At 72.9% G+C, this 24,570-nt stretch carries 19 protein-coding genes and 1 pseudogene; 13 read left to right on the plus strand and 7 right to left on the minus strand.

Going from position 1 to position 24,570, the window contains the following annotated elements; translation table 11 throughout:
• Positions 1-133 precede the first annotated feature (133 nt).
• Positions 134-2,275, plus strand: a complete 2,142-nt coding sequence (locus IE286_RS20115; RefSeq protein WP_189798163.1) for a primosomal protein N' — start codon at positions 134-136, stop codon at positions 2,273-2,275.
• 415 nt (positions 2,276-2,690) lie between these two features.
• On the opposite strand, the gene IE286_RS20120 is transcribed toward IE286_RS20115, so the two are convergent.
• Positions 2,691-3,221: a hypothetical protein gene (locus tag IE286_RS20120; RefSeq protein WP_189798164.1), complete on the minus strand. Its 531-nt coding sequence runs from the start codon at positions 3,219-3,221 to the stop codon at positions 2,691-2,693.
• A gap of 295 nt (positions 3,222-3,516) precedes the next feature.
• On the opposite strand from IE286_RS20120, the gene fmt reads away from it, so the two are divergent.
• The 10 genes from fmt to IE286_RS20170 all read left to right on the plus strand — a co-directional run bounded on the left by fmt (position 3,517) and on the right by IE286_RS20170 (position 15,411).
• Positions 3,517-4,449 carry a methionyl-tRNA formyltransferase gene (gene fmt, locus IE286_RS20125; RefSeq protein ID WP_189798165.1) on the plus strand — a complete coding sequence of 311 codons (933 nt, stop codon included), beginning with the start codon at positions 3,517-3,519 and terminating at the stop codon, positions 4,447-4,449.
• Between the two features lie 312 nt (positions 4,450-4,761).
• The gene (locus IE286_RS20130; protein ID WP_189798166.1) at positions 4,762-6,189 is read left to right on the plus strand and encodes an RsmB/NOP family class I SAM-dependent RNA methyltransferase; all 1,428 of its coding nucleotides are present in this window, start codon (positions 4,762-4,764) and stop codon (positions 6,187-6,189) included.
• A gap of 230 nt (positions 6,190-6,419) precedes the next feature.
• Positions 6,420-7,142 (plus strand): ribulose-phosphate 3-epimerase, encoded by a 723-nt coding sequence (gene rpe / locus IE286_RS20135; RefSeq protein ID WP_189798167.1) that lies wholly within the window; start codon positions 6,420-6,422, stop codon positions 7,140-7,142.
• Positions 7,143-7,270: 128 nt separating this feature from the next.
• Positions 7,271-8,254 (plus strand): sugar-binding transcriptional regulator, encoded by a 984-nt coding sequence (locus tag IE286_RS20140; RefSeq protein ID WP_229813820.1) that lies wholly within the window; start codon positions 7,271-7,273, stop codon positions 8,252-8,254.
• Positions 8,255-8,312: 58 nt separating this feature from the next.
• Positions 8,313-8,657, plus strand: a complete 345-nt coding sequence (locus IE286_RS20145) for a barstar family protein (protein WP_189798168.1) — start codon at positions 8,313-8,315, stop codon at positions 8,655-8,657.
• A 122-nt stretch (positions 8,658-8,779) separates the two neighbouring features.
• Positions 8,780-10,231: a GuaB1 family IMP dehydrogenase-related protein gene (locus tag IE286_RS20150; RefSeq protein WP_268255406.1), complete on the plus strand. Its 1,452-nt coding sequence runs from the start codon at positions 8,780-8,782 to the stop codon at positions 10,229-10,231.
• 320 nt (positions 10,232-10,551) lie between these two features.
• On the plus strand, positions 10,552-12,030 hold the full coding sequence (locus IE286_RS20155; protein WP_189798169.1) for an amino acid permease: 1,479 nt from the start codon (positions 10,552-10,554) through the stop codon (positions 12,028-12,030).
• Positions 12,031-12,063: 33 nt separating this feature from the next.
• Positions 12,064-12,516 (plus strand): Lrp/AsnC family transcriptional regulator, encoded by a 453-nt coding sequence (locus IE286_RS20160; RefSeq protein WP_189798170.1) that lies wholly within the window; start codon positions 12,064-12,066, stop codon positions 12,514-12,516.
• 351 nt (positions 12,517-12,867) lie between these two features.
• Positions 12,868-13,656, plus strand: coding sequence for a carbon-nitrogen hydrolase family protein (locus tag IE286_RS20165; protein WP_189798171.1), 789 nt, complete (start codon positions 12,868-12,870; stop codon positions 13,654-13,656).
• A 60-nt stretch (positions 13,657-13,716) separates the two neighbouring features.
• The gene (locus IE286_RS20170; protein ID WP_189798172.1) at positions 13,717-15,411 is read left to right on the plus strand and encodes a flavin monoamine oxidase family protein; all 1,695 of its coding nucleotides are present in this window, start codon (positions 13,717-13,719) and stop codon (positions 15,409-15,411) included.
• A gap of 151 nt (positions 15,412-15,562) precedes the next feature.
• Here the strand turns inward: IE286_RS20170 and IE286_RS20175 are convergent, their stop codons facing one another.
• Both IE286_RS20175 and IE286_RS20180 read right to left on the minus strand, forming a co-directional pair.
• Positions 15,563-16,492 carry an LLM class F420-dependent oxidoreductase gene (locus IE286_RS20175; RefSeq protein WP_189798173.1) on the minus strand — a complete coding sequence of 310 codons (930 nt, stop codon included), beginning with the start codon at positions 16,490-16,492 and terminating at the stop codon, positions 15,563-15,565.
• 142 nt (positions 16,493-16,634) lie between these two features.
• Entirely contained in the window at positions 16,635-17,330 is a 696-nt protein-coding gene (locus IE286_RS20180; RefSeq protein ID WP_189798174.1) for a DUF5995 family protein, read from the minus strand.
• Between the two features lie 268 nt (positions 17,331-17,598).
• Between IE286_RS20180 and IE286_RS20185 the strand changes: the two genes are divergently transcribed.
• Complete coding sequence (locus IE286_RS20185; protein ID WP_189798175.1) at positions 17,599-18,978, plus strand: uracil-xanthine permease family protein; 1,380 nt, start codon at positions 17,599-17,601, stop codon at positions 18,976-18,978.
• A 60-nt stretch (positions 18,979-19,038) separates the two neighbouring features.
• Here IE286_RS20185 and IE286_RS20190 read toward each other — a convergent pair whose 3' ends face one another.
• Both IE286_RS20190 and IE286_RS20195 read right to left on the minus strand, forming a co-directional pair.
• Complete coding sequence (locus tag IE286_RS20190) at positions 19,039-19,767, minus strand: SDR family oxidoreductase (RefSeq protein WP_189798176.1); 729 nt, start codon at positions 19,765-19,767, stop codon at positions 19,039-19,041.
• A 320-nt stretch (positions 19,768-20,087) separates the two neighbouring features.
• Positions 20,088-20,525, minus strand: a complete 438-nt coding sequence (locus IE286_RS20195) for a cupin domain-containing protein (protein ID WP_189798177.1) — start codon at positions 20,523-20,525, stop codon at positions 20,088-20,090.
• Positions 20,526-20,737: 212 nt separating this feature from the next.
• On the opposite strand from IE286_RS20195, the gene IE286_RS20200 reads away from it, so the two are divergent.
• Positions 20,738-23,317: a polysaccharide lyase family 8 super-sandwich domain-containing protein gene (locus IE286_RS20200; RefSeq protein WP_189798178.1), complete on the plus strand. Its 2,580-nt coding sequence runs from the start codon at positions 20,738-20,740 to the stop codon at positions 23,315-23,317.
• Between the two features lie 374 nt (positions 23,318-23,691).
• Here IE286_RS20200 and IE286_RS20205 read toward each other — a convergent pair whose 3' ends face one another.
• Both IE286_RS20205 and IE286_RS20210 read right to left on the minus strand, forming a co-directional pair.
• Positions 23,692-23,985, minus strand: coding sequence for a hypothetical protein (locus IE286_RS20205; RefSeq protein ID WP_189798179.1), 294 nt, complete (start codon positions 23,983-23,985; stop codon positions 23,692-23,694).
• A gap of 286 nt (positions 23,986-24,271) precedes the next feature.
• Positions 24,272-24,570, minus strand: a pseudogene (locus IE286_RS20210) (hypothetical protein); the annotation flags it as partial.

Raw genomic sequence — 24,570 nt, forward strand, 5'->3', positions numbered from 1 at the left:
GTCACCGGGCCCGGCTCCGCGTTGCGGGGCCGGGCCTGTGTGCGATGACCCGGGCGGGCCCGGGGAAGAAGAGTCCCGAACGGCGGTGCCGGATCCCGGCCGCGTGTCAGTGCCGTTTGGTAAGAAGGCAAGCGTGAGCAGCGAGAACAAAGCGGGCAACGGCGCGGGGGCGCCGCCGGAGCAGCTCGCGCTCATCCGGGAGAGCGTGCGCAAGGCGAAGGCGCCCCGTGCCAAGCCGCGCACCTGGCGGGGTGCGGCGCTGGCCGAGCGGCTGCCCGTCGCGCGGGTGCTCGTCGACAAGGGCGTGCTCCATCTCGACCGGTACTTCGACTACGCCGTGCCCGCGGACCTGGACGCCGACGCCCAGCCCGGCGTGCGCGTGCGGGTGCGCTTCGGGGCCGGGCGGCACCGGGTGCGCGAGGGTCGCCGTGAGGGCGGGGGGCTCGTCGACGGGTTCCTGATCGAGCGGCTGGCCGAGTCGGACTACTCCGGGCCGCTGGCCGCGCTCGCCCAGGTCGTCTCGCCGGAACCCGTGCTCAGCGAGGAGCTGCTCCGGCTGGCCAGGGCGGTCGCCGACCGGTACGCGGGCAGCGTCGCCGACGTGCTGCAGCTCGCCGTGCCGCCGCGCAGCGCCCGGGCCGAGCAGCAGCCGTCGCCTCCCTTGCTGCCTCCGCCGCCCGGCCCGGACCCGGGCTCCTGGTCCCGGTACGAGCACGGCAGCTCCTTCATCGCCGCGCTGGTCTCCGGGGGCACTCCCCGGGCCGTGTGGAACGCGCTGCCCGGCCCCGGGTGGAGCGGGGAACTGGCCGTCGCCGTCGCCGCGACCCTCGCCTCCGGCCGCGGCGCGCTCGTCGTCGTGCCCGACGGACGGGCCGCGGCCCGGGTGGACGCCGCGCTCACCGCGCTCCTCGGCGAGGGCCGGCATGTGCTGCTCACCGCGGACGCGGGCCCCGAGCGGCGGTACCGGCAGTGGCTCGCGGTGCGCCGGGGCTCGGTGCGTGCCGTCGTCGGCACCCGGGCCGCGATGTTCGCGCCGGTGCGCGACCTGGGACTGGTCGCCGTCTGGGACGACGGGGACGACAGCCTCGGCGAGCAGCACGCCCCCCAGCCGCACGCCCGGGACGTGCTGCTGCTGCGGGCCGCGCAGGACAAGTGCGCGTTTCTGCTCGGCGGCCGGAGCTGCACCGTGGAGGCCGCGCAGCTCGTCGACAGCGGCTGGGCCCGGCCCCTGGTGGCGCACCGGGAAGAGGTCCGGCGGGCTGCTCCTGTGGTGCGCACCGTCGGCGACGCCGATCTGGCGCGGGACGAGGCGGCCCGCGCGGCGCGGCTGCCCTCGGCGGCCTGGCAGGTGGCCAGGGACGGGCTGCGGCACGGTCCGGTGCTGGTCCAGGTGCCCCGGCGCGGCTATGTGCCGCGGATGGCGTGTGCCCAGTGCCGGGCTCCCGCTCGCTGCCGTCACTGCCAGGGGCCGCTGCAGGGGCAGGACGCGTCGGTGCTGCGCTGCGGCTGGTGCGGCCGGGAGGAGTCCGCGTGGCACTGCCCGGAGTGCGGCGCGTTCCGGCTGCGCGCCCAGGTCGTCGGTGCCCGGCGTACCGCGGAGGAGCTGGGGCGGGCCTTCCCCGCGGTTCCGGTGCGCACCTCGGGACGTGAGCACGTCCTGGACACGGTGCCGGCGTCGCCCGCGCTGGTGGTGAGCACGCCCGGCGCCGAACCGGTCGCGGAGGGCGGGTACGCGGCGGCTCTGCTGCTGGACGGCTGGGCCATGCTGAGCCGGCCCGACCTGCGGGCGGGCGAGGACGCGCTGCGCCGCTGGATCGCGGCGGCCGCGCTGGTGCGGCCGCAGGCGGAGGGCGGCACGGTCGTCGTCGTGGCCGAGCCCACCCTGCGGCCCGTGCAGGCGCTGGTCCGCTGGGATCCGGTCGGCCACGCGATGCGCGAACTCGCCGAGCGGGCCGAACTCGGGTTCCCGCCGGTGTCCCGGATGGCGGCCGTGACCGGCCCGCCCACGGCGGTCGCGGAGTTCCTGCGCGCGGTCGAGCTGCCCGCCGAGGCGGAGGTGCTGGGGCCGGTGCCGCTGCCGGTCACCCCGCCCGGGCGGCCCCGGCGGCCGGGGGCGCCGCCGCCCGGGGAGCACTGGGAGCGCGCACTGGTCCGGGTGCCGCCGGGCCGCGGCTCCGCGCTCGCCGCCGCGCTGAAGACGGCGCAGGCGGCACGGATGGCGCGGGGGAGCGGCGAGCCGGTGTGGGTGCGGATCGACCCGCCGGACATCGGCTGAACCCGCCGGACATCGGCCGACCCGCGCAGTCGCGCTGCCGGACGTCGGCCGAGCCGCCGGATCCGCCGGTTCCGGCGAGTGGTCCGTCAAGGGCGGTCCAGCGGGCACTGGTGCTGCGCCGGACGGTGGCTGCGCAGCGGCGGCCGTCCGCCGGGCCGCTGCGGCCAGGGACACGGACCGCTCCCGGCCGTCGGGTGGTCTGCCCGGTCTCCGTCCGTGGGCCCGTGGCCACCGGTGTACCGTCCGCCCCGCGCCGGACGTCGGCGCTCTTCCGGACGTGCCGGAAGAGCGCCGGGTGCGGGGCCGTGGGGGACCGAGGGCGGGGGTGTGCTCGTGCCGGACCGGGAGGAAGACGGCAAGGGAGGCGTCCGGTCGGGACGGCGGCGTAACCGCTGCCGGGCCGGGACCGAAGGTGTCAGCCGTTGCGCGGACCGGGCAAGGGCGTGGCCCGCGACTCCTCGCGCAGCGCCGGGCTGCCCGCCGTCGGTTGCGCCGGCATGGAGCGGGCGGCGGGCACCACCGGCACGCCGCCCACGTTGACCGTCCGGGTGCCCGACGGCTCCGTGCCGCGCTCGGCCTCCGCGGCCGCCTGCGCGGCGGCGCGCCGCGAACCGTACCGGCGGTGGACCGCCTGCTTGGTGACGCCGAGCGCCGAGCCCACGGCGTCCCAGGAGAAGCCGAGCGAGCGGTCGAAGTCCACGGCGGCCGTGACCAGGGTCTCGACGCTGTCGCGGAGTTCCTGGGCGAGACGGACGGTCGGGGCGGGGGCGCGTCCGTAGACGACGAAGCCCGTGGAAGGGCCGGTGCGGCGCGGGCGGTAGACGTTGCCCAGCTGCGCGGTGAGCGTGCGCAGAGCGTCCACCTGCCGGCGGACCCGCTCGATGTCCCGCACCAGCAAGTGCAGGCTGGCCCGGGCCTGGGCGTCGTGGGTTGAGTGGTCGGCCATGAACAAGCCTCTCGAACCGGCGTGGAAAGGAAGCGGGCCGCGCGAGCGGCCCACGGGGTCAACTCTGTCTTGACCAACGCCCGTGCGTGCCGCGGGTCACGGTGCGGGGCGTGGACGCCGATCCGTACGCCCCCTCGCGGGCCGGGCGTGCGCTGCGCTTCCGCGACGCGCGACTGAGTCGTGTACCCGCGCGCGGGGCGTGCGCCGAGTCCGGCTGCCGCCCCGCGCCGTCCAAGGTCATAAACTGGTGGGCCGCCTGCCCACCCGCCCCCGACCGAGAGGCCCGCACCCGCCCATGAAGCTCGTCTTCGCCGGCACCCCCGAGGTCGCCGTTCCCGCTCTGGACGCCCTGCTCGCCTCCGGCCGGCACGAGGTCGCGGCCGTCGTCACCCGTCCCGACGCGCCGGCCGGACGCGGACGTCGGCTGGTCGCCAGCCCGGTCGCCGAGCGGGCCGAGGAGGCCGGTATCGAGGTGCTCAAGCCGGAGCGGCCCCGCGATCCGGAGTTCGTGGATCGGCTGAAGCAGATCGCCCCCGAGTGCTGCCCGGTCGTCGCCTACGGCGCCCTGCTGCCCCGCACGGTCCTGGACATCCCCCGGCACGGCTGGGTGAACCTGCACTTCTCCCTGCTGCCCGCCTGGCGCGGGGCCGCGCCCGTGCAGCACGCGATCATGGCGGGCGACGAGATCACCGGCGCGTCGACCTTCCTCATCGAGGAGGGCCTGGACTCCGGTCCGGTCTACGGCACGATCACCGAGCCCGTCCGGCCCACCGACACCAGCGGCGACCTGCTCACCCGGCTCGCACTGGCCGGAGCCGGGCTGCTCGCCGCCACCATGGACGGCATCGAGGACGGCACCCTGAAGGCCGTACCGCAGCCGGCCGAGGGCGTCACCCTCGCCCCGAAGATCACCGTCGAGGACGCCCGGATCGACTGGCACGCCCCGGCGCTGCGTATCGACCGCGTGGTGCGCGGCTGCACGCCGGCACCCGGCGCCTGGACCACGTTCCGCGGGGAGCGGCTCAAGCTGATCCAGGTCGCGCCGGTCCCCGAGCGCACGGACCTCGCCCCGGGCGCGCTCGCCGCGGGCAAGAACAACGTGTACGCCGGCACCGGCTCGCACGCCGTCGAGCTGCTGTGGGTGCAGGCGCAGGGCAAGAAGCCGATGCGGGCCGCGGACTGGGCACGCGGGGTGCGTATCGCGCCGGGCGAGAGCCTCGGCGGCTGACCGGCGCGCCGGCGCACCAGCGGGCGACGTAGGCTGGGGCGCGGTGGCCGGCCGCCCGGAGCGCGGCTGCGCGCGGGGCGGCGAAGCGGCACCCGCGCGGTCCCGTGGGGCGGCCCGTGCGGCGCCTCGCCACGCACCCGCGGGGACGGTACTCCCGGCGCAGTCGGTGACGCCGTGACGCCGTACCACCGCACGCCCCCGGCGGAACCCGCCGCCCCCGCACGCCCCTCGCCCGGCGACGCACCGCCCGCACACCCCGACCGGCGCACGGCTCCCCGGCCGGCGCACCCGCACAACCGGAGCACCTTTGTCGTGAGCGACACCCCCCGTCGGCCCCGCAGGCCCGCCAAGCCCTACCGGCGGCCCAAGAAGGACCCCGTCCGCATCCTCGCCTTCAAGGCGCTGCGCGCCGTGGACGAGCGCGACGCGTACGCCAATCTCGTTCTGCCGCCGCTGCTGCGCGCCGCACGCGAGAAGGAGGGCCCCGAGAAGTTCGACGCGCGGGACGCCGCGCTCGCCACCGAGCTGGTCTACGGCACCCTGCGCCGCCAGGGCACCTACGACGCGATCCTCGCCGCCTGCGTGGACCGTCCGCTGCGGGAGGTCGACCCGCCCGTCCTGGACGTGCTCGGCCTCGGCGTCCACCAGCTGCTCGGCACCCGCATCCCCAGCCACGCCGCCGTCTCCGCCACCGTGGAGCTGGCCCGGGTCGTCCTCGGCGACGGGCGGGCCGCGTTCGTCAACGCCGTGCTGCGCAAGGTGGCCCGCGACGACCTCGACGGCTGGCTGAAGCGGGTCGCCCCGCCCTGGGACGAGGACCCCGAGGAGCACCTGGCCGTCGTCCACTCCCACCCGCGCTGGGTCGTCTCCGCCCTGTGGGACTCCCTGGGCGGCGGGCGCGCCGGCATCGAGGAGCTGCTCCGCGCCGACAACGAACGCCCCGAGGTCACCCTGGTCGCCCGGCCCGGGCGGGCGAGCACCGAGGAACTGCTGCGCGAGCAGTCCGCGGTGCCCGGCCGCTGGTCGCCGTACGCCGTGCGGCTCACCGAGGGCGGCGAACCGGGAGCCGTGGAGGCCGTGCGGGAGGGCCGGGCCGGAGTGCAGGACGAGGGCAGCCAGCTGGTCGCGCTCGCCTTGGCGAACGCGCCGCTGGACGGCCGGGACGAGCGCTGGCTCGACGCGTGCGCCGGACCCGGCGGCAAGGCGGCCCTGCTGGCCGCGCTGGCCGCCGAGCGCGGGGCCGCGCTGGTCGCCTCCGAGAAGCAGCTGCACCGCGCCGGGCTGGTCGCCAAGGCCCTGGCCGGCAATCCGGGCCCGTACCAGGTCGTCACCGCCGACGGCACTCGCCCGGCCTGGCGGCCCGGCAGCTTCGACCGGGTGCTCGTCGACGTTCCCTGCACCGGTCTCGGCGCCCTGCGCCGGCGCCCCGAGGCACGCTGGCGGCGGCGCCCGGAGGATCTGGACGGCTTCGCCCCGCTCCAGCGCGGCCTGCTGCGCACCGCCCTGGAGTCGGTCCGCGTCGGCGGCGTCGTCGCCTACGCCACGTGCTCGCCCCACCTCGCCGAGACCCGCGCGGTCGTCTCCGACACGCTCAAGAAGATGCCCGAGGCGGATCTCCTCGACGCCCGTCCGCTCCTCGACGGCGTACCGGAGCTGGGCGACGGCCCGGACGTGCAGCTGTGGCCGCACCTGCACGGCACGGACGCGATGTACCTGGCGCTGCTGCGCAGGACCGGCTGACCGGGGGCCCGTGCACCCGATGCCGCCGCGCGGGACCGGCCGACCGGACCGGCCGCGCGGCGCACCGGCGCACGCTCGCCGGAGCGCACGGTCAGACCGCCCGCCGGGACACCGCGCACCCGCACCCTCGCCGGCGCCGGCGAGGGACACCCCGCGCCCCGGGAGGGCGTCGCCCCGCGCACCCAGGACCGCGTTCCGGCCGGGCCTCGCGGCATGGCAGGCTTGAGGGCATGGCCGTGCAGATCAACCCCAGCATCCTGTCCGCGGACTTCGCGCGTCTCGCCGACGAGGCGAAGGCGGTCGAAGGCGCCGACTGGCTCCACGTCGACGTGATGGACAACCACTTCGTCCCCAACCTCACCCTCGGCGTGCCGGTCGTGGAATCCCTGGCGCGGGCCACGGACACCCCGCTGGACTGCCACCTGATGATCGAGGACCCGGACCGCTGGGCGCCGCAGTACGTCGAGGCGGGCGCCTCCTCGGTCACCTTCCACGCCGAGGCCGCCGCCGCCCCGGTCCGCCTGGCCCGCGAGATCCGCGCCAAGGGCGCCCGCGCCTCCATGGCGCTCAAGCCCGCCACGCCCATCGAGCCGTTCGAGGACCTGCTCCCCGAGCTGGACATGGTCCTGATCATGACGGTGGAGCCCGGCTTCGGCGGGCAGGCGTTCCTCGACATCATGCTGCCCAAGATCCGCCGCACCCGGGAGCTGATCGCCAAGCACGGCCTGTCGCTGTGGCTCCAGGTCGACGGCGGGGTCTCCGCCGCCACCGTCGAGCGCTGCGCGGAGGCCGGCGCCGACGTCTTCGTGGCCGGTTCGGCCGTCTACGGCGCCGACGACCCGGCCGAGGCGGTCCGTGCCCTGCGCGCCAGTGCCGAGGCGGCCACGTCCCGGGCGGCCTGGGCCTGCGCCCACGGGGGTCCGCGAGGCGGACACGGGGCATCAGCTTCGTGAACGGTCCTCCACAGGGCTGATCGAGTGCGCCGTATCTGGAAGGATGAACGGCGAATCCAGAGTGTGAACAGCAGTGCAGTGAGGAGAGCGCCGTGTCGGGTATGTCAGCGGGCCGGTCAGCAGTGCGGATGGGACCCGCTGAGCTGGTTCAGGCGGCGGCCATGGCCCGCCGTTTCTACCTCGAGGGCAAGTCCAAGATCCAGATCGCCGAGGAGTTCGGGGTCAGCCGGTTCAAGGTGGCCCGGGTCCTGGAGACCGCTCTCGAACGGGACCTCGTCCGCATCGAGATCCGTGTGCCGGCCGAACTGGACGCCGAGCGCTCCGACGCCCTGCGCGCCCGCTACGGCCTCAGGCACGCCGTCGTCGTGGAGTCCCCGGCCGACGCCGAGGAGACCCCCGACCCGGAGAACCTCGGCGAGGTCGCCGCCGACCTGCTCGGCGAGCTCGTCACCGAAGGGGACGTCCTGGGCCTGGCCTGGGGCCGCTCCACCATCCACATGGCGGCGGCCCTGGACCGGCTGCCCCCGTGCACCGTGGTGCAGCTGACCGGCGTGTACGACGCCGGCACCGCCGAGCGCGGCTCGGTCGAGGCCGTCCGCCGCGCCGCCCAGGTCTCCGGCGGCGACGCGCACCCCATCTACGCGCCGATGCTGCTGCCGGACGCGGCCACCGCCGCAGCGCTGCGCAACCAGACCGGCATCGCCCGCGCCTTCGAGTACTTCGACAAGGTCACGGTGGCCTGCGTGTCCATCGGATCCTGGGAGCCGGGCATCTCCACCGTGCACGACATGCTCAGCGAGGAGGAGCGCGCCCACTACGCCTCGCTGGGCGTGGCCGCCGAGATGTCCGCGCACCTCTTCGACGCCGAGGGCCGCCGCATCGGACGGGACCTGGGGGAGCGGTGCATCACCGTCAAGGCCGACCAGCTGCGCCGCATCCCGGAGGTGGTGGCCATCGCGGGCGGGCAGCGCAAGGCGCCGGCGATCGACGCGGTGCTGCGCTCCGGCCTGGTCACCAGCCTGGTCACGGACACCTCGGCCGCCGACTACCTGATGACGGCCGGACCCGCGCCGAAGCCCGCCCTGAACCGGGCGGACCCCGACGGCGCCTGACGGACCCCGAAGCGGGGGCGCTGCCCGGCGTCCCCGCGGAGACGAAGACGACACCGAGATGAGCGAACACACCACGCGGACCGACCTCGCGGACCGGGCCGTGGTCACCCTCGACCTGGACGGCGTCACCGACAAGGCCGCCCTCATGGACCGCGTCGCCGCCGCGCTGCGGCTGCCCGACTGGTTCGGGCGCAACTGGGACGCGCTCGCCGACAGCCTCGGCGACCGGACGGTGTGGCCCGCCCCGGCCGCCGAGCGCGGGCTGCTGCTCGTGGTCCGCGGCTGGCAGGGGTACGCGCAGGCGAACCCGCGGGAGTGGCAGATCGCGCAAGAGGTCTTCACCCAGGCCGCGGACCGCAGCCGGGCCGTCGCCGTGGCCCTGGTTCTCGGAGGAACCTCCTGACGCGTCCGCGCTCCGCTGGGCGATGCGACAGGGCATGCCAGGCCCTGTCGCATGGGAGAATGAAGTACGTGCTTCTTCCCCCTGGCTGTCCCGTCGGGGGGCCACCTTTGATCCACTGGGATGTGCAGCACGTGCGTTTCCTCAACGACATCCAGCCCCCGTACGACCTGACGTACGACGACGTCTTCATGGTGCCGCGCCGCAGCGCGGTCGGCTCGCGTCAGGGCGTGGACCTCAGCTCCCCGGACGGCACGGGCACCACCATCCCGATCGTCGTCTCCAACATGACCGCGATCGCCGGCCGCCGCATGGCCGAGACCGTCGCCCGCCGCGGCGGTCTGGTGGTCATCCCCCAGGACATCCCGATCGACGTGGTCACCGACGTCATCTCCTGGGTCAAGAGCCGTCACCTGGTGCTGGACACCCCGATCGTCCTGGCCCCGCACCAGACGGTCGCCGACGCCCTCGCCCTGCTGCCCAAGCGGGCGCACAACGCCGGCGTGGTCGTCGACGACGACCACCGGCCCGTCGGCGTCGTCACCGACCAGGACCTGACCGGTGTCGACCGCTTCACCCAGCTCGAAGTGGTCATGTCCCGCGACCTGCTGCTGCTCGACGCGGACATCGACCCGCGCAAGGCCTTCAACACCCTGGACGCCGCCAACCGCCGCTACGCGCCCGCCGTCGACAAGGACGGCCGCCTGGCCGGCATCCTCACCCGCAAGGGCGCGCTGCGCGCCACGCTGTACACCCCGGCGACCGACGCCGCGGGCAAGCTGCGCATCGCTGCCGCCGTGGGCATCAACGGCGATGTGGGCGGCAAGGCCAAGCAGCTGCTGGACGCGGGCGTCGACACGCTCGTCATCGACACCGCGCATGGCCACCAGGAGACGATGATCGCCGCGATCCGCACGGTCCGCGCCCTGGACCCGCAGGTGCCCGTCGTCGTCGGCAACATCGTCTCCGCCGAGGGTGTCCGCGACCTCGTCGAGGCGGGCGCGGACATCATCAAGGTCGGCGTCGGCCCCGGTGCCATGTGCACCACCCGCATGATGACCGGCGTGGGCCGGCCGCAGTTCTCCGCGGTGCTGGAGTGCGCCGCCGAGGCGAAGAAGTACGGCAAGCACGTGTGGGCCGACGGTGGCGTGCGTCACCCGCGCGACGTGGCCATGGCCCTCGCGGCCGGCGCGTCCAACGTGATGATCGGCTCCTGGTTCGCCGGCACCTACGAGTCGCCCGGCGACCTGCAGCAGGACGCCGACGGCCGCCTGTACAAGGAGTCCTTCGGCATGGCCTCCGCGCGGGCCGTGCGCAACCGGACCGCCGAGGAGTCCGCCTACGACCGCGCCCGCAAGGCGCTGTTCGAGGAGGGCATCTCCACCTCCCGGATGTTCCTCGACCCGACCCGCCCGGGCGTGGAGGACCTGATCGACTCGATCATCGCGGGCGTCCGCTCCGCCTGCACCTACGCCGGTGCCGCCACCCTGGAGGAGTTCGCCGACAAGGCCGTCGTCGGCGTCCAGAGCGCCGCCGGCTACGCCGAGGGCAAGCCGCTGCACGCCAGCTGGACCTGACCGGCGCACCCCGCTTCCACGGCCCCTGTCCGCCCGCCGCCCGCGGGGAACAGGGGCCGTACGTATGCCCGCACACCGGGACACATCGCCCGTGCCGCACGCAAAAGTCCGTATCCTTGTGCGCAACGAAGATCCATTCACGGCCCGAGAACGCAATGATCGTGCGCAGGCACGCAAGGTTGCTGCGTTACGCTCGTGAAGCACGGCCTCGTAAGGTCTGCGCAGTACTCGGCGTGGCAGGGACCCCGCTCGGTGGTGCCCTGGGACGGGGCGCCGCCCGCCCCCGCCACCTTCCACCACCCAGCGACAAGGAGCCGCGCGTGCTCGATCAGGGCGCACCCCCGGACCACAGCAGCCCCGCCGTCCCCCTGACCGCCGGGGCGCGACTGATGCGGCGCAAGCCCGTGGAACGCCTGGTCGCCGAGGGTGGCCAGGGCGAGGGCGGCTCGCTGCGCCGCTCCCTCGGCCTGTGGCAGCTCACCATGATCAGCATCGGTGCCACCCTGGGCACCGGCATCTTCGTGGTCCTCGGCGAGGCGGTCCCCAAGGCCGGTCCCGCCGTCACCCTGTCCTTCGTGATAGCCGGCCTCACGGCCCTGTTCTCGGCCCTGTCCTACGCGGAGCTGGCCGGCACCATCCCGGTCTCCGGCTCCTCGTACTCGTACGCATACGCAACGATGGGCGAGCTGATCGCCTGGGTGTGCGGCTGGTGCCTGGTGCTCGAGTACGGCGTGTCGGTGGCCGCGGTCGCCGTCGGCTGGGGCGAGTACCTCAACGAGCTGCTGAAGGGCACCATCGGCGTCACCCTCCCGGCGTCGCTGTCGGCCCCGCCCGGCGACGGCGGCGTGTTCAACCTGCCGGCGCTGATCGTCGTCCTCCTTGCCATGGTCTTCCTGCTGGGCGGCGCCCGGGAGTCGGCCCGCGCCAACACGATCATGGTCTGTGTGAAGATCGCCGCACTGGTGCTGTTCTGCGCCATCGGCGTGCAGGGCTTCCGCTCCGGCAACTACTCTCACTTCATGCCGCTGGGCATGAGCGGTGTCAGCGCGGCGGGAGCCACGCTGTTCTTCTCCTACATCGGCTTCGACGCCGCCTCCACCGCCGGCGAGGAGGCGAAGAACGCGCAGCGCGACCTGCCCCGCGCGATCATGCTGTCGCTGGTCATCGTCACCGCCCTGTACGTCCTGGTCGCCGCCGTCGCCGTGGGCGCCAAGCCGTGGCGGCAGTTCAACGACTCCGAGGCGGCCCTCGCCCAGATCATGCGGGAGGTCACCGGGCAGAGCTTCTGGGGCACCCTGCTGGCCGCGTGCGCGGTCGTCGCCATCGCCAGCGTCGTGCTGACCGTGCTCTACGGCCAGACCCGCATCCTGTTCGCGATGTCCCGCGACGGACTGGTGCCCAAGGTGTTCTCCCGGGTCCACCCGAAGACCGGGGCGCCCCGCGCCAACACGCTGATCGTCTCGGCGTTCTGCGGGGTGCTGGCCGCGGCGGTCCCGCTGGGCCAGCTCGCCGACGCCACCAGCATCGGCACCCTGTTCGCCTTCGCCCTGGTCAACGTCGCCGTCGTGGTGCTGCGCCGGACCCGCCCGACGATGCACCGCACCTTCCGGGTGCCGCTGTCGCCTCTGCTGCCCGCGCTGGGCTTCCTCTTCTGCGTCTGGATGATGGGCAGCCTGTCCGCCGTGACCTGGGTGGTCTTCGGGGTCTGGATGGCCGTCGGGCTCGTGTTCTACTTCGTATACGGCTATCGCCGGTCCCGCCTCGCGGAACCCGCAGGTCCCGCGGCGGCGGAGCAGTAGAACCACCGAACACGAAGAAGTGACCCGTACCCCGTGCTGAACGATCTCGACGAACGCATCGTGCACGCCCTCGCCGAGGACGCCCGCCGCTCCTACGCGGACATCGGGCAGCTCGTCGGCCTCTCCGCCCCCGCGGTCAAGCGGCGCGTGGACCGGCTGCGCGCCACCGGAGCCATCACCGGTTTCACCGTCCGCGTCGATCCGGCGGCGCTCGGCTGGGCGACCGAGGGGTTCGTCGAGATCTACTGCCGCAGCAACACCTCGCCGGAGACCATCCAGCGCGGGCTGGAGCGGTACCAGGAGGTCGTCGCCGCCTCCACCGTCACCGGTGACGCCGACGCGATCGCCCACATCTTCGCCGCGGACATGCGGCACTTCGAACGCGTCCTGGAACGCATCGCCGGCGAGCCGTTCGTGGAACGCACCAAGTCGGTGCTGGTCCTCTCCCCGCTGGTGCGCCGCTTCAACTCCGGCTCGCCCGCCTGACGCCGGGGGCGGCCGGACGACACCCGCCCGCCCCGGCGAACAACCCCGGTGCCCCGGGGCGGCCCGATCCCGCGGACCGCCCCGGGGCACCGGCGTCTCCGGCCGACCCCGAGGCGCGCAACCCGACCGGTCGCCAGGCGTCCGCACAGGCCCCGGTCGGACGGCGTCCAGCGCGGCCCTGAGCAGCCCTTCCGCCCCCGCGCAACGAATCACCGCCGAGCCGCCCCGGCACGCAATGATCAGCGCCTCACCCCGCAACAGCTGACGCTTGTCCGCGCGAGCCGGCCGACCGTACCGTCGTAGCGCCTTCGTCAGGCGCCCCGATCACCCCCTCACCGGCGAGGATTCCGCATGCGCACCGCCCTGCTCCAGAGCTCCGGCCGTCCCGGCTGCGTCGCCGAGAACCTCAAGGAGCTGGACGAGGCCGCGGGCCGGGCCGCGGACGCGGGGGCCGCGCTGCTCGTCGCCCCGGAGCTGTTCCTGACCGGATACGCCATCGGCGACGACGTCGCCCGTCTCGCCGAGCCCGCCGACGGCACGGCCGCGGACGCGGTCGCACAGCTGGCCCGCCGGCACGGACTGGCCGTGGCCTACGGCTACCCCGAGCGGGACGGCGCAGCGGTCTTCAACTCCGCCCAGCTGATCTCCGCCGACGGCACCCGCCTGGCGAACTACCGCAAGACCCATCTCTTCGGCTGCTTCGAACGCGACCACTTCACCCCGGGCGAGCAGCCGGTCGTCCAGGCCGAACTGCACGGCCTGACCGTCGGCATCGTCATCTGCTACGACGTCGAGTTCCCGGAGACCGTCCGCGCCCACGCCCTGGCCGGAACGGATTTCCTCCTCGTCCCGACCGCCCAGATGCACCCCTTCCAGTTCGTCGCCGAATCCCTGGTGCCGGTGCGGGCCTTCGAGAACCAGATGTACGTGGCGTACGTCAACCGGACCGGCCGCGAAGGGGAGTTCGAGTTCGTCGGGCTCTCCGTCCTCGCCGGTCCCGACGGTGTGGCCCGTGCCCGCGGCGGGCGCGGCGAGGAACTGCTCCTCGCCGACGCCGACCCCGCCTTCCTGGCCGCCTCCCGTATCACCAACCCGTACCTGCGCGACCGCCGCCCCGGCCTGTACGGGTCCCTGGTCTGACCCGGCCGAACCGTTTCCCCGAACCTTCCCGAGTTCGTCTGTGCAAGGAGTCCGTACCCCATGACGTCCACGGTGCCCAACGCCGTCGAGCACGCCGACCCGCAGCAGCCGCCGATCACCATGTTCTGTCCGGACTTCCCCTACGCCTACGACGACTACCTCGCCCACCCGGCGGGCCTGGGCCAGATACCCGCCACCGAGCACGGCACCGAGGTGGCCGTCGTCGGCGGCGGCCTGTCGGGCATCGTCGCCGCCTACGAGCTGATGAAGATGGGCCTCAAGCCCGTCGTCTACGAGGCCGACCGGATCGGCGGCCGGCTGCGCACCGTCGGCTTCGAGGGCTGCGACGCGTCGCTGACCGCCGAGATGGGCGCGATGCGCTTCCCGCCGTCCTCCACGGCCCTGCAGCACTACATCGACCTGGTCGGCCTGGAGACCAAGCCGTTCCCCAACCCCCTGGCGGACGCGACCCCGTCGACCGTCGTCGACCTCAAGGGCGAGACGCACTACGCGAGGACCATCGACGACCTGCCGCAGGTCTACCGGGACGTCGCCGACGCCTGGACCGCGTGCCTCGAAGAGGGCGCCCGCTTCTCCGAGATGAACCAGGCCATCCGGCAGCGGGACGTGCGGCGCATCCGCGAGATCTGGTCGGAGCTGGTCGAGAAACTCGACAACCAGACCTTCTACGGCTTCCTGTGCGCGTCGGAGGCCTTCCGCTCCTTCCGGCACCGCGAGATCTTCGGCCAGGTCGGCTTCGGCACCGGCGGCTGGGACACCGACTTCCCCAACTCCATCCTGGAGATCCTGCGCGTCGTCTACACCGAGGCCGACGACCGCCACCGGGGCATCGTCGGCGGCTCTCAGCAACTGCCGCTCCGGCTCTGGGAACGCCGGCCCGAGAAGATCGTCCACTGGCCGCACGGCACCTCGCTGAAGTCCCTGCACCCGGACGGCGCCCCGCGTCCGGCCGTGACCCGCCTGCACCGCACCGCGGGCAACCGGATCACCGTCACCGACGCCGGCGGCGACATCCGCACCTACCGGGCGGTGATCTTCACCGCGCAGTCGTGGATGCTGCTGTCCAAGATCCGGTGCGACGAGGAGCTGTTCCCGATCGACCACTGGACCGCGATCGAGCGCACCCACTACATGGAGTCCTCCAAACTCTTCGTCCCCGTCGACCGGCCGTTCTGGCTGGACAAGGACGAGAACGGGCGGGACGTGATGTCCATGACCCTCACCGACCGGATGACCCGCGGCACCTACCTGCTCGACAACGGACCGGACAAGCCCGCTGTCATCTGCCTCTCCTACACCTGGTGCGACGACAGCCTGAAGTGGCTGCCGCTGTCCGCCGAGGAGCGGATGGAGGTCATGCTGGCGTCCCTGTCGGAGATCTATCCGAACGTCGACATCCGGGGGCACATCATCGGCAACCCGGTGACTGTCTCCTGGGAGAACGAGCCCTACTTCATGGGCGCGTTCAAGGCGAACCTGCCCGGCCACTACCGCTACCAGCGCCGCCTGTTCACCCACTTCATGCAGGACCGGCTGCCCGAGGACAAGCGGGGCATCTTCCTGGCCGGCGACGACATCTCCTGGACGGCCGGCTGGGCCGAGGGCGCCGTCCAGACCGCGCTGAACGCGGTCTGGGGCGTCATGCACCACCTCGGAGGCTCGACCGACCCGTCCAACCCCGGCCCGGGCGACGTCTTCGACGAGATCGCGCCGGTGGAACTGCCGGAGGACTAGATCCCCGCGCCTCGCGTCCGCGTGATCATGCCGGGCCCGCGGGCTGTGCGCCGGCGGGCCCGGCAGGACGTTGCGCGGGCACGCCGCGGAACACCGGGCCCTCTGGTGTCCGCCGGCACGGACAGCGCAGCTCCCGTGCCGGCGCGGACGGTCAGAGTCCGGCCGCCCGTGCCTTCTCGTACACCTCCGCGGCGACGTCCTTGAGTTCCTCGGCGTCGCGGACCCCGCTCTGCAGGTCCACCAGGATTTCGTCCAGGCCGATGGCCGCGTGGGCGAGCACGTCCTCGACGATCTGGTCCGCGCTGCCGTGGAACGGCGGCCGGTCGCCGCCCTGGTGGCCCTCGGGCGTGTAGCGCGTGTTGGCCCGCAGCACCGTCCGGATCGGCTGCGTGCGGCCGCGTTCGGCGGCCAGCTCCTGCAGTGCCTGCCACTGGCGGGCGATGTCGTCCACGCCCGAGCCGACGGGCAGCCAGCCGTCGGCGCGGTCCACCAGACGCTCACGGGCCTTCCGCGATGCGGCGGCCAGCAGAATCGGGATGGGCCGGGCCGGCTTGGGGCCGACCGCGGCGGACTCGATCGCGGTGATCCGGCCGCTGTAGCGCACCGGGTCGGGGCCCCACACCGCCCGGCACACGTCGAGCACCTCGTCGAGCACGGGCCCGCGCTCCTTGATCGGCCGCACGCCGGTGGCCGCGTACTCGTCCAGGGACCAGCCGGTGCCGAGCCCGGCGATCACCCGGCCACCGCTGGCCGCGTCCAGCGAGGCCAGTGCCTTGGCGAGCTGGAACGGCAGGTGCAGCGGCGCCACGAGCACGCTGCTGCCCAGCTCGACCCGTTCGGTGGCCGCCGCGGCCAGGGTGAGCGTGACCAACGGGTCGGCCACATGCCGGTAGGCATCGGGCCACGGCATGCCCTCGATGCCGTACAGCCCCTGGGCGGCGGGCTCGGGGAACAGGGCCCGCTCGTACACCCACAGGCTGTCGTAGCCGATGCGCTCCGCGGCGCGCGCGACGTCGGGAACGTCCCTGCCCAGGTGGAACTGATGATTCTGGGGGAGGCCGAGGCCCAGCCGAGTCGCCATGTGCCCTCCTTCGTCATCGAGCGTGTCGATGGTGCAACGTACAGTGACGACTGTGCATTCCCGGCAGCACCGCGGCCCGCGGTGCGATTGCGCGGGCGGTCACACGGGTGGCCGTACGGTCCGGCGGGCGCCGGCCGCCCGGTCAGGACGGCAGCGGGGTGAGCATCATGCGCCCGGCGAAGCCGACCGCCGCGTCCAGCCGCTGGGCGAACTCCTCCGCCAGGTCGGGCAGCCGGCGCAGTGCCCACAGTGCCCGCGCGGCCGACCAGGCGGCGCTGCGGGCCTGCTCCAGACTCCACGCGTCCACCAGATGGGTGAGCGGGTCGGCTAGCTCCAGCAGGTCGGGGCCGGGCATCAGATCCTCGCGGACCCGTTCCTCCAGGGCGACGAGCAGGTCGCCGACCCGGTCGTAGTCGCTCTCCAGGTCGGCCGGTTCGCAGTCCAGGGCGCGGCAGGCGTCCACGACGGCCAGCGCCAGGTCGTGACCGATGTGCGCGTTGATGCCGGCCAGCGCGAACTGCAGCGGTCGGATCCCCGGGTGCCGGCGGAACTGGATCAGCGGCCGCCAGCAGCCGGGCGGGCGCCGCCCCTCGGCCGCCGCGTCCACGGCGTCGAGATAGCGCACCGCGAAGTGCACGTCCAGCGTCGCGGTGGCCCGCGGGTCCCTGAACCGCCCGGTGGTCAGGCTCCGCGCCACTTCCTCGGTGACGGTGAGGTAGACCCGGTTGAACACCGCGATCCCGTCCCGCTCCGGCAGTGTGGCGGCCAGCTCGCGCATCCGGGCGAGCACGCTGTCCACTGTGTGCGGGCGGCGGATGAGTTGTGCCGATTGCCCCATGCGGGCAGATTCCCAGGCCCGGCCCGCGTCCGGCGCCCATCGGCCCCGCACTTCCCCGGAACGGGGGAAACACGAGCGTGTCGCGCGGGGCGCGACGGGAGCGGCGCACGGCTGCCGCACCCGCGCGTACGGCCGCCGGATCCGCGCGCACGCGGCGAGGGGGCCGGGCGGGTCGCCGGCCCGCGGTGGGCGCACCTCGATCGATTCGGCCGGGTGGCCAGGCATCTTGTATTTTCGTTCGACAGTAAAACGAACGGAGCGTTTCCAGATGTCGGGTTTCGGTTGGAAGCTGCACGGTGACGGGCGGCACCTGCATCCGGGTGAGGTCGTCCGGCCGGGAGAGCGGCTCACCTGGACCCGCACGATCGGCCTCGGTGCGCAGCACGTCGTCTCCATGATCGGTGCGTGTTTCGTCGCCCCGGTGCTCATGGGCCTCGACCCCGCCCTGGGCCTGATGGCCTCGGGTGTGGCGACGCTGCTGTTCCTGGTGATCACACGGGGGAGGGTGCCCAGCTACCTGGGGTCGTCGCTCTCCTTCGTCGGTGTCGCCGCCGTCATCGGCAGCCAGGGCGGAGGTCCGGCCGAGCTGACCGGCGCCCTGTTCGTCGTGGGTCTCGCCCTCGCGGTGGTCGGCGTCGTCATCCGGTTCCTCGGCTCGCGGGTCGTCCACGCCGTGCTGCCGCCCGCGGTGACGGGTGCCGTGGTCATGCTGATCGGCTTCAACCTCGCCCCGGTGGCCGCCTCCAGCTACTGGCCGCAGGACCAGTGGACCGCGCTCGCCACCCTGCTGTTCACCGGGCTCGCCCTGGTGGTGCTGCGCGGATTCTGGTCACGCATCGCGATCTTCCTGGGCCTGCTCTTCGGCTACGTGCTCTCCTGGATCCTGGACCTGACCGCGGGCAAGATCCACTCGGTGGACGGCAGCGGCAAGGTGACCGACCACTGGCGTCTGGACCTGACCGCGGTGAAGCAGGCCGCCTGGGTGGGTTTCCCCGACCTGCACGCGCCCGCGTTCAGCGCCTCCGCGATCGTCGTGGCCCTGCCGGTCCTGATCGCGCTCGTCGCGGAGAACACCGGCCACATCAAGGCCGTCGGCGAGATGACGGGAGACCCGCTGGACGACGAACTCGGCACCGCGATCATGGCGGACGGCGCGGCGACCATGGTCTCGACGGTGGCCGGCGGCCCGGCGACGACCACGTACGCGGAGAACATCGGCGTCATGGCCGCCACCCGCGTCTACTCCACCGCGGCCTACATGTGCGCGGCGTTCTTCGCGCTGCTCTTCGGCCTGTGCCCGAAGTTCGGCGCCTTCGTCGCGGCGATCCCGGGCGGTGTCCTCGGCGGCATCACCGTCATCCTCTACGGCATGATCGGCCTGCTCGGCGCCCAGATCTGGATCCGCAACAAGGTCGACTTCGGCCGCCCGCTCAACCTGATACCGGCGGCGGCCGGGCTGATCGTGGGCATCGGCGGCGTCAGCCTGAAGATCACCCACACCTTCGAGCTCAGCGGCATCGCCCTGGGCACCCTCCTGGTCCTGGTCGGCTACCACAGCCTGCGCTGGCTCTCCAAGGCGGCGGGCACCTACCAGCCCGCGCTGCTGGACGCCGGACTGACCGAGTACGACGACCAGAAGCGGCCGTAGCCGACGCCGGCCGGCGGCCTCCCGCGCGGCGGTCCGCGCACCTCAGAGGGCGCGAGCAGGTCAGGAGAGCCAATCGGTGTAGCGGGTGGGAGCGAGGTGGGCGTTCCTGTCGGTGAGGACGTCACCCTTGACGACCGCGAACATGCCGGCGGTGGGGTCGGTGACGACGGTGCGGTTGTCGCCCTTGTGGGCCAGGGTGATCCGGCCCAGCTCGTCCAGGGGGAAGACCTCGGGGCCGGCGATGGTGTGGATGCCGTTCACCGGGTCGCCCACGGCGACCTCCGCCACCGCCCGCGCCACGTCCTTGGAGGCGATCGGCTGGATCGGCGTGGCGGGCAACCGGACGGTGTCGTCGTCGGCTGTCCAGGACAGCACGGTGTCCATGAAGTCCATGAACTGCGTGGCGCGGACGATCGAGTAGGGGACCGGGCCGGCCGCGAGGATCTGCTCCTGGAGCGTCTTGGCCCGGTAGTAGTCCAGCTCCGGTACCTGGTCCACGCCGACGATCGAGAGGATGACGAAGTGACCGACACCGCCCTTGTGGGCCGCGGCCAGCAGGTTGTCCATCGACGTCCGGAAGAAGGCGAGCGAGGCTTCGTCGAAGGTCGGGGAGTTCGTCACGTTGACGACGACGTCGGCGCCCGCCATCGCCTCGTCCACTCCCCGGCCGCTGATGATGTCGACGCCGGTGGACTGCGAGTGGGGTACCGCCTCGTGACCGGCGGCGTTCAGGTTCGTGACGACCTGCGACCCGATGAGCCCGGTGCCGCCGATGACTGCGATCCTCATGACACGCCTTTCGTGGAGATGGAGATTACGTTGTCGCAGGCACATATGCCATATATGCCGCCATACGCCGGGGTGACATGCGCGTCGACCGACTGAGGAGGGGCGGCCTCGGAGACCGTCGCCGCAGACCGTCGACGAAGGTGACCGTCTCGACGAGCGGAGCCCGCCCGGTGCGGGCGTCACGTGCCGCGGCGTTTTCGAACCCGATCGACAGGCCTGACGCTCTTTCGCCGTGCGCCCGGCGCAGCGGCATGGCGAGAGCGACAGGCGCGGTGCTCCCGGACCGGTCTTCCGGGCGTCACACCAGCGATCTCGCCGGGTCAGCCTTCGGACGGACGCGGGGCGCGCAGGTGCGCCCGTTCGGTCAGCTCCTCCTCGTCGACCAAGGTGAGCATCGGCCGGCCCGGCGCGCACAGCATGGTCACCACGAACGTGGTCGGCGCGTCGGACAGTGCGTTGCCGTCCTGATAGTGGATCACGTCACCGCCCGGCTCCCAGAACGTCCCGCCGGCCTGGACCACACGCTCCGGCTCGCCCTCGAGTTCGAACCGGAGCGCGCCCTCCACAACGTAGCCGAACGCCGGGCCCGAGTGGCGATGCGGAGGGAGCCCAGGGTGGCCGGGAGGCCACTCGACGAGAATGGTCGTTCCCGAACCGCCTTCGGGAAAGAAGGGCGGAGTGACCTCCTGCAGCACCTGTACCTCGGGCGGCAGGGAGACCTCGTTGGTGGTTGCGTGCTCCGGGTTCATCTCCGACATGCGCCACACCTCCGTGGACCCGTCTCGAAACCACCCTGCCTTCCGTCGGCCATCGCCACAATCCGGGAGCCGGCGGCACGGCCTCCCACGCGGCACCGCTCCGGACACCGCGAGCTTCCCGGCGAACCTTCGCGGTCACAGCACCGGTGACAGGCGGACTCACAGTTGGTTGGATGCGGCAAGCGCCTTACGGTCGAGCCTTGGAGCGGCCCGTGCAGACCTCACGTCGTGCTCTGTTGTCGTTGTTCCCCGCAGCAACCCTGCTGGCAGTGACGCGGCCGCTCCGGGCATGGGCGGTGCCCCGGCCCGCCGACGCGGCCGCCGACCACGCCGTACTGCTCGACAACGTCGTCGCGATGTTCGCCGGCACCGCGGACTCCAACGCCCGGCCGGAGGTCAGTGGCAAACTCGCGGCCATCGACGCGACCGCCCGGGCCCGGCTGACCGCGATGGACGAAGCCGGGCAGGGGGAGCTGTTCCGGGGCGTCCCCCTCGGCACCAGCGACACGAACCTGACCAGATCGTTCCAGTACCTCTACGAGATCGCCCTCGCGACCCGCACGCCCGGCGCCACGGCGTCCTGTCTCCGCGACAACGTGGCCGTCCAGACACGGGTCGTCGACGGCCTGGCCCGGCTCTACGACGACTACTACGGCACCCCGTCGAAGGGCTACTACGGCAACTGGTTCACCTGGGAGATCGGCATCTCCTCCCACGTGAGCAAGATCCTCGTCCTGCTCAAGGACCACCTCGCAAAGTACCGGCCCGGACTCACCGCCGCCTACGTCGCCTCGATGGACGCCTACCTGCGCAACGGCAAGGACGGCGACGTCGACCTCGACTCGCGCTTCCACACCGGAGCCAACCTCGCCGACATCACCACGAACCGGATCCTGCAGGGCGCCGTGCTCGACGACGGCGCCCGCATCAGGAAGGCCATCACCGACCAGCTGACCGTCTTCGCGACGGTCGATCCGTACCACCCCCTGCACGGCGTCACCGACGGCTTCTACGCCGACGGTTCGTTCATCCAGCACGCCTCCGTCGCCTACACCGGCTCCTACGGCACCGGACTGCTCACCCGCGTCGTCCAGACCCTCAAGATCCTTCATGGCACGAGCTACGCCCAGGACATCGACGGCCTCGCCGGCACCGTACACACCTGGGTGGTCGACGGCTTCGCTCCCCTGATCTTCGAGGGCTGGATGATGGACATGGTCAAGGGCCGTGCGGTGTCCCGGACCGCCACCGGGTACGACTCCGTCGCCTCCGTCGTCGAGGCCGTCGTCGATCTCTCCGACTGCGCGTCCGGTACCGACGCCACGGCCCTGCAGGGCTACGTCACATACCTCGCGCGGACGTCGAAGGCCGCACCCGACCCCGTGAGCTTCGTCTCCCCGGTGAGCATCGCCCGCTACGCCGCCCTCCTCGCCGATGCGTCGGTCCCGGCCAAGGACCTCAACCCCCCTGCACGCAACGTGGCGTTCAATGCGATGGACAGGACCGTCCACCGGCGACCCGGCTACGCCTTCGCTCTGGCCCGCAGTTCCACGAGGATCAGCAAGTACGAGTACATGAGCGGCGAGAACCTCATGCCATGGTTCCAGGGCGACGGCGCCTACCACCTCTACCTGTCCGGTCAGGACCAGACCCAGGCCTTCGGCGTCGACTACTACACGGCCGTCCCGCCCTGCCGTCTCGCCGGCGTCACCGCTCCCGTCGAGAGCCGCAAGACGATTCCCGAGCTCTACGGCACTCAGTGGTACGACAACCCCGAACGCGGGTTCACGTCCTCCTCCGAGTCGCAGAACACCTACGTGTACTTCCCCCGCGGCACCAACACCTTCTCCGGCGGCGCGAGCCTCGGCGCGTACGGCGCCGCCGGATACGTCCAGGCCGACGACGTGGCGTATGCCGCGAAACAAGCCGGCACCCTTCCCGACGATTTCGTCGTCTACCGCAACGCCGAGGCGACGAAGTCGTGGTTCATGTTCGACGACGAGATCGTCGTCCTCGCCGCCGGGGTGGGTGACCGGGCGGGACGCCCGGTGACGACGACCATCGACAGCCGGATCGCCGACCCTTCGGACGTCGTCACTCTCACGGGAGAACTGCGCGACGGCAGGGCCTGGTTGGGACCGGGCACGGCCCCGCTGGCCTGGCTGCGCTACGCCGACACCGGCCAGGGCACCGCGGTCGGATACGTCTTCCTGGACGAGCAGCAGCCGACCGTCGCGCTCGACACGGTCACCCGCAGCCGCCGTCTCGTCCGCGCCGCCAACCCGGACACCATGGTGAGCAAGCAGGTCTTCTCCGTGTCCGTCGAGCAGGCGGCCGGCGCACCACCCACCTCGATGGCCTACGCCCTCGTCCCGAACGCTTCCGAAGCAGCGTTGAGGTCCTACGCCGGCGGCCCGGTGTCCGTTCTGGCCAACACCCCGCGGATCCAGGCCGTGCAGCAGGCGAAGCTGCGCATCGTGGCTGCCAACGTCTTCGCACCGGGCACCCACCACGCCGGGCGGCTCTCGGCCGACGGCCCGGCATCGGTGATCCTCCAGGAGATGCGCGACGGCACCACCAAGGTCGCCGTGTCCGACCCGACGATGGAGCGGGACACGGTCTCGGTCACGGTCCGCGGCCGGACGATGAAGGCGGTCTCGGCGGACGACGGGGTCAAGGTCAGCCCGGTCGGCGGCGGTACCCGGCTCGACATCACCACGCGACACGCCTACGGCCGAAGCTTCACGGCGACGCTGCGTCCGACGCCGTCCGCATCCGGCGTCGCTCGGTAGCGTCCGGGCGTGACGGTGGTGCGCACTCCGGTGCCCGACCGTCTGCGGCAGCTGCTCGAACGGGTGATGCCGGTGGCACCGGCCCGCCCGCTCCGGCGGCGGCCGGCGCGCGGCGCCGCGGTCGCCGCCGGAGCACCCTCGCGTGGCGGGGAGGACACCCGCCGGCCGAACGGGGCCCGAGGCGAGGCCGGGAGCACGTCCGCCAGACCTCCGGAAGGCGGGCGGCCGACGAGCGCGCCGGCTTCACCCGTCCCCTGCGGGACAGCACGGCCGAGACAGCCGCCGGTGGCGCATGCGCCGACGATGAGAATGCGTGTCATGTGTCCGTGTTCTCCACCGCGTCGCCGAGCGGCGGGGCTTTGGGGGAGAGCGGTTCAGTGCGTGTCGGTGAGGCGGGTGGCCTGGGTGGCTGCCGGAGCCAGGACCTTTCTCGTGCGTGTGGCGGCGCGGGTGATCCGCGCGCCGACGACGGCCGTCGCGGCGCTCAGTGCCGCCGCCACCAGCCAGGCGACGCGGAAGTCCTGTCGCTGCGCGGGGCCGACGTGCGCACCGACGGCGGCGACGTGGAGCGCGACGCCCACGGTCGCGGATATCTGGCGTACGGAGTTGACCAATGCGGACCCGGTGGCGGCCCGGTGTCCGGGCAGGGAGCACATTTTGCCGGACATGCAGCAGGTGATAGAGGAGTGGCGAGCACCCTTGTCCGACGTGCTGTGACTTCCCGAAGCACCTGGATTTCCCGCTACCACGAGTGCGTCCGTCCGGTTGACCAGCGACAGCTCCACGCACGGAGGGGCAGGGAGTTCCCCGTGATGTCCTGATTTCCGCCGAACCGGCTGACCGCAGGCCTCGAAGGGGGTGCGCACAGCCCTTGAGCTCGTAGGAGGGTCGGCGCACTCCGGTCGACCTTGCGTGTGCTGCCGGCTCCCGTGTCTTCAGGGCGCCGTCAGCACGTCAGTTCGTCGACGCGGCGGACTGCTTCGAGTCCTGCGACGGTTCGGAGCGGTCCTTGTCGGTGTCGTCGGCCGCAGCCTCGTTCGCGTCCGGGGCAGCGGAGGCCTCCGCCGACTTGCCGTCCCGGTCCTCCCCGGCCTTTCGGTCGGCCTCGGCCTTCCCGCTCTCCTCGGCCTTCTGGTCCGCCTCAGCCGGCTGCTCCCCTTCGGCCCCCTGCTCCGGCTCGCCCTCGCCGTCGTCGAAGTAGGCGTCCAGGACCGCGTCGAGCTGGGTGTCCCACTCCTTGATGCGGGCCTTGG

The sequence above is a fragment of the Streptomyces thermodiastaticus genome, from assembly GCF_014656135.1.
Classification (GTDB): Bacteria; Actinomycetota; Actinomycetes; order Streptomycetales; family Streptomycetaceae; genus Streptomyces; species Streptomyces thermodiastaticus.